Annotated in this window: 2 protein-coding genes; one reads left to right on the top strand and one right to left on the bottom strand. The window is 73.0% G+C overall.

Features of this window, described 5'->3' with window-relative positions; all coding sequences use genetic code 11:
* Positions 1 to 2733, bottom strand: a 2733-nt coding sequence (locus tag NBX02_RS15460) for an FtsK/SpoIIIE domain-containing protein (RefSeq protein ID WP_250291926.1), incomplete at its 3' end; no start/stop codon positions are given.
* A 509-nt stretch (positions 2734 to 3242) separates the two neighbouring features.
* Between NBX02_RS15460 and NBX02_RS15455 the strand changes: the two genes are divergently transcribed.
* On the top strand, positions 3243 to 5087 hold the full coding sequence (locus tag NBX02_RS15455; RefSeq protein ID WP_250291924.1) for a hypothetical protein: 1845 nt from the start codon (positions 3243 to 3245) through the stop codon (positions 5085 to 5087).
* Positions 5088 to 5202: the final 115 nt, after the last annotated feature.

The raw sequence follows: 5202 nt of genomic DNA, 5'->3' as shown, positions 1-5202 counted from the left end.
GCCCAGCTGACGCGCGGCGGCCTCGACCGCGCGGAGGGTCAGCGTCTGGTCGGTGGCCGCGCCGCCGTGGTCGGCCCGCTCCTCGGGCCGGGCGGTGCCGAGCGTGGCCCAGCCCACGATCCGGATCCGGGCGGGCGGGGCGCCACCGGCGGGCGGCGGGTCGCCCAGGTAGCCGGACTGGAACAGGCGCGGGGTGCGGGTCTCGTCCTTCGTGCACAGGATCATGCCGCGGCCCCGCAGCCGGCCCGGGATGGCCGCGGCGTCCGATACGCCCAGGACCTCGACGCTGTCGGCCGGCTCGTTCTGCCGGAGCGTGATCCGCAGGTCGATGTTGTTCTTCAGCTCGGCCGACAGCTTGCCCTGCAGCGACTGGGTGGCCAGCACCAGGTGCATACCGAGCGACCTGCCCTTGGCCGCGACGTTGACCAGCGCTCGCAGGAAGTCCGGGGACGTCTCCAGGACGCGCGCGAACTCGTCGAAGATCATCACAAGCCGGGGCAGGGCGGGCAGCCCGGGTGCGCAACGCCGGGCGGCCCAGTATTCGTCGATCTCCCCGCCGTACCGGGCGAGCAGGGACTCCCGGCGGCGCACCTCCGCACGCACCGAGGCGAGCACCCGCTCGGCGGCGGCCTCGTCGAAGACGTCCGCCGCGGTCTCGCCGGTGGAGCGGATGAGCCCGACGACGTGCGGGCAGCGTTCGAACGGCAGGAACGCGCTGCCGCCCTTGAAGTCGACGAGAACGAGGTTCAGCTCGTCGGGGGCGTTGGCCAGCAGCAGGGAGGTGACGAGCGTCTGCAGCAGGATGCTCTTGCCCGCGCCGGTGGCACCGCCGAGCATCGTGTGCGGCCCCTGCCCGGCGAGGTCGACGGTGACCGTCCCGTCCGCGTCCGCGCCGAGCGGCACCTGTGTGGTCGGCCCCGGCTGGTCCGCCCACAGGGCGAGCACGTCGTCCGCGGACGCCACACCCACGCCGACGAGGTCGAGGAAACGCACCGGATAGGGGATGGCCGATTCGGCGCTGCCCAGTGACAGCCGGTCACGAAGCGGCGCGACGGCGCGGGCGAGCCGTTCGGCGTCGTCCGGGCTGGTGCCCTCGGCGCGGCCGACGCTGACCCGCTCGCCGCGATTGTGGGTGAGCTGGACGGCGCCGGCGTCGTCGACCTGGCACTCGGCGCGGCACTCGTTCATCCCGTGCCGGTCGACGGCGATCACGTACACGCCGACTTCCGGGCCGTCCCGCAGGATCGCCTTCATGCCCGGCAGGTTGCGCAGCGCGAGCGCGCCGTCGAGCAGGACGACGACGTCCTCGGCGAAACGGACGTTGCCGGCGCCCCGGCGTTCGGCGGACCGGATGGTGATCAGATCCCGGAGTTCGGCGATGCGGCTGCTCCGGGTCTGTTCGGTGTTGCCGACCCAGCAGGGCACGGGGCCCGCGCTGTCGGCGGCGACGTGCGGCAGCCAGGTGGCCCACGCCAGGTGGTCACGGCTGCCGGACGTGATCAGGACGATCCGGAGGTCGTCGGGGCTGCGGAGCACGCTGAGCTGGACAAGCAGCCAGCGGGCCAGGCCGTCGGCCGGCCCGTCCGCTCCGGTGACACCGAGGACACCCACGGTCCGCAGATCGACGGTCAGCGGCACGCCGTGCAGGGTGGGCTCCTCGAAACCGGCCCACCGTTGGCCGCGCAGGTCGATCGACGCGGCCTCGCTGACGATGCCCACCCGCAGCCGCAGGCCGTCGGGGGAGTCCGCGTTGCGTGGCCACAGCCGGCGGTCGGCTCCGGTCGCGGCGAGCGTGAGGTCCAGCCGGTCGGGCGCCTGCGCGCGGCGGATCTTCTCCTCGGCCGCCACGAGAGCGGTGATCCTGTCCAGCGTGGCCGCCTTCTCGGCCTCGAAGCGTCGGTCGTCGGCTGCTCGTTGCCCGCGGGCCACCAGCTGGGTGCCGAGAACGCTGACGGGACCGAGCAGACACATCAGCAGGACGAGAGGGTTATGCAGGACCACGAAGAGGACCGCGCCGGCGACGAGGGGCAACAGGGCGGGGATCCACAGGGCGCCCCGGGATGCGGTGTGCCGGGACGGGGCCGATGGCAGCGTTAGCTCGGTGCGGCTGACGGTGGGTGTCGGCGCGAAGGCCCGGTCGAAGTCGAGACGGCCGTCCTGGCCGCGCGTGGTCTGCAGCGGGGTCCGCGGCAGTGGCACCCACTCCATACGGTCGGTACCGGTCTCGAGGACGGCGCCGGCCGGGAGGGGAACCGGGCCGGTCACGAGCGCACCGTCGATCAGGGTGCCGTTGCTCGAGCCGAGGTCCTCGACGGTGGCCGTGGCGTCCGAGGACACCGTGAGTGCCGCGTGCCGGCGGGAGACCTCGTCGCAGCCGAGCGCGGCCTGGGTCTGCGGATCCCGTCCCAGCAGGTGGCGGCCTGGCGCGAGCCACACGACCAGGCCCGCGTCGTGACCGTCCCACACCCGCAGCGCACCGGCGACACCAGGTTGGACGGCGCGCGGCCAGGGGCCCGCAGCGCCGATACCGATCGTCGCGCCATGCACCAGGGGGCTTTCGGCAACGCTCCCGGCGCGGTCGAGCGGCTGGTCGCCGACGAAGCAGCGGCGGCCGTCGACCAGCAGCGGCAGCGTGTCGAGCACGGAACCGACCTCGGTCTCGGGAGCGGCCGATATCTCGACGTCGCGCCGGGTATCCGCGTCGGGGCCGTGCACACTCAGTCTGAGGATCATCTCCTGCTTCGCTCCCGTGCGCGTTCCATACCACCATCAGGCGGCATCACCGCCGATGTCCCCGTCGCACCTTTCACAAAATAATCCAGTCACAACCGGGCAGGGCTCTCCTGTGGGCTACCGTGGGGTTTACGGTGGCATAAACTTGATGATGTGGCGACCATGATGCGGGTGAGTCCCGCGACCAGGGAGCGGGTGCTCCGGGCCGAGGTGCGCACCGTCCTGGCCCAGATGATCGACCTCTGATGGGACGCCCGGAGCGCGGCCGCCGATCCGCGGAAACCTCGGAAGAGGTGGGGCGGGGGCTGTCAGGCAACCGATAGTGACGTGGCTCAATTGGTCGTGGGAATGTGCTCTGCGAAGCAGGGTGGCCCGCCGGCGGTATGACGACCGAGCGGCTCGTCACCTGTCGGCGGCATCGACACCGGGCATACAGCAACGGGGGAGCGATGAGCATTGTCTCCAGGCCGGAGATCCCATCTTCCGAGCGGGATGCCACTTCGCGGGATGTGACCTCATTTCCGTCCCGTGACCTGGCAGCGCTGCGTTTCCGCGAGCGGTTGGGAGGCTGTTTCTCGACCAGGGTGACCGACGACTTCCGGGCCGGGTTCGCCCAGGGCCGCCGCGCGCGGACGTCGATCCGTATCGACCTCACGGTCGACTTCGACGACGCCGACGCGCTGCTGCGTGACCCCAGCACACCGGCCCGCCCGTCGGGGCGTGCGTGGGTGCCGGTCCTGTCGAGCGCGCCGCTGACGATCGAGGGCGGCGAGTGCGTCCTGAACGAGCCCGACCCCGACCAGGTCGAGACCTGGCACGCGCGGTACCGGCTGGTACTCGTCGCCGACGACGGCGGACGATACGTCCTCGACGGTTTCAAGGAGCTGCACGATCATCCGGGGCTCGACGCGTGGTCCGACACGGCCATCCTCAACCTGACGCTGCGTACGGACGACGGGCGGACGCTCGGGGCGGGCCGTGCCCGGGCCGCGTGGCCTGGCCCGCTGCGGGCGCTTCGCCTGGGCCGGGGGCCCTGGGCGCCATGGGCGCCATGGGCGATCGAGGTGCGCGGTGTCGCCGACGCCGGCCGCCGCCGGGAGTACGAGCTGGCCGCCCTGAAGCTGCTCACCAGGCACCTGCGGCGGATCTACGGCGGCCCGCTGGACGAGGCCCGGCGCTTCCCCGCCGGCACCGGCCGCCGGCCGGCCGCCCCCGGGCGGCGGGCGCTGCGCCTGCCGGAGCCCGAGATCCGCTGGTGCGGCGAGGGCGGCCGCTGGCACGAGGGCGCCGAGGTGGGCGCCGACGGCTGGCTGCGCCTGATCCGCTACCGGGGCGGGGCGAAGGGGCCGGTGCTGCTCGCCGCCGGGTTCGGCATGTCCACCGGGGCCTTCGTCACCGACACGATCCGTACGAACCTGGCCGAGTTCCTGGTGGAGCACGGCTACGACGTCTGGCTGTTCGACTACCGTGCGTCCATCGACCTGCCGTCCTCGGCCACCCAGTTCACCATCGACGCCATCGCCACCGAGGACTGGCCGGCCGCGGTCGCGGAGGTCCGGCGGGTGACCGGGGCCGCCGACGTCCAGGCGTACGGGCACTGTGTGGGGTCCGGGTCGCTGCTGATGGCGCTGGCGGCGGGCAAGCTGCCCGACGTCCGCTCGGCGGTCTGTGCCCAGTTCCCGCTGCATCCGGTCACGTCACGGCTGAACAGGCTCAAGACCACCCTGCACGTCAGTGAGCTGCTCACCGCCGCCGGCCTCAGGCTGGTCCGGCCGGCCCGCCGGTTCACCCTGCCGAACGCCGCCGTCGACCTGGCGCTGCGCGCGGTGCCGGTACCTTCGCCGGAACGCTGCGGCCAGGCGCTGTGCCGCTGGATCAACGCCATCTTCGGCTGCACCCACCGGCACGCCCAGCTCAACCAGGCCACCCACGAGGCGCTCCACGGCATGTTCGGCGTCGGCAACATCGCCTCGCTCCAGCACCTGGCGACGATGATGCGGGCGGGCCTGGCCGTCGACGCCGCGGGCGGCGACGTCTACACCCGCGATCCGCGGTTCCTGCGGCTGCCCATCCACTTCCTGCAGGGGACGGAGAACTACATCTTCCTGCCGGAGGGGAGCGCGCGGACCCTGCGCTGGCTGCGCGACGCCAACGGCCCGGAGCTCTACAGCCGCAGTCTCCTGCCCGGTTACGCGCATCTGGACGCGATCATCGGCCAGAACGCCGACCGGGACGTCTACCCGCTCATCCTCCAGCATCTCCAGGCACCCGCCGAGGTCCCGGAGAGCCCCGTCGAGGCCGAGCGGAAACCCGTCGAGGCCGAGCGGGAAGCGGCGAGCGGGCCATCGCGGTGACCTGGCCGCCGCTGGCCGGGGCGTCGTGACGGCCGGGTCAGGCCCCTGGCGGTGTCCGCCGGGCGGCGCGGGTGCGTACCGCCTGCAGGCCGAGGCCGGCGGCGGTCCGCAGCGC

This window comes from Protofrankia sp. CiP1_Cm_nod1, from assembly GCF_920888515.1.
In the GTDB taxonomy this organism is placed as follows: Bacteria; Actinomycetota; Actinomycetes; order Frankiales; family Frankiaceae; genus Protofrankia.
Note: the sequence above shows the minus strand (reverse complement) of the source record. Positions and strands in the feature narration are given on the sequence as shown.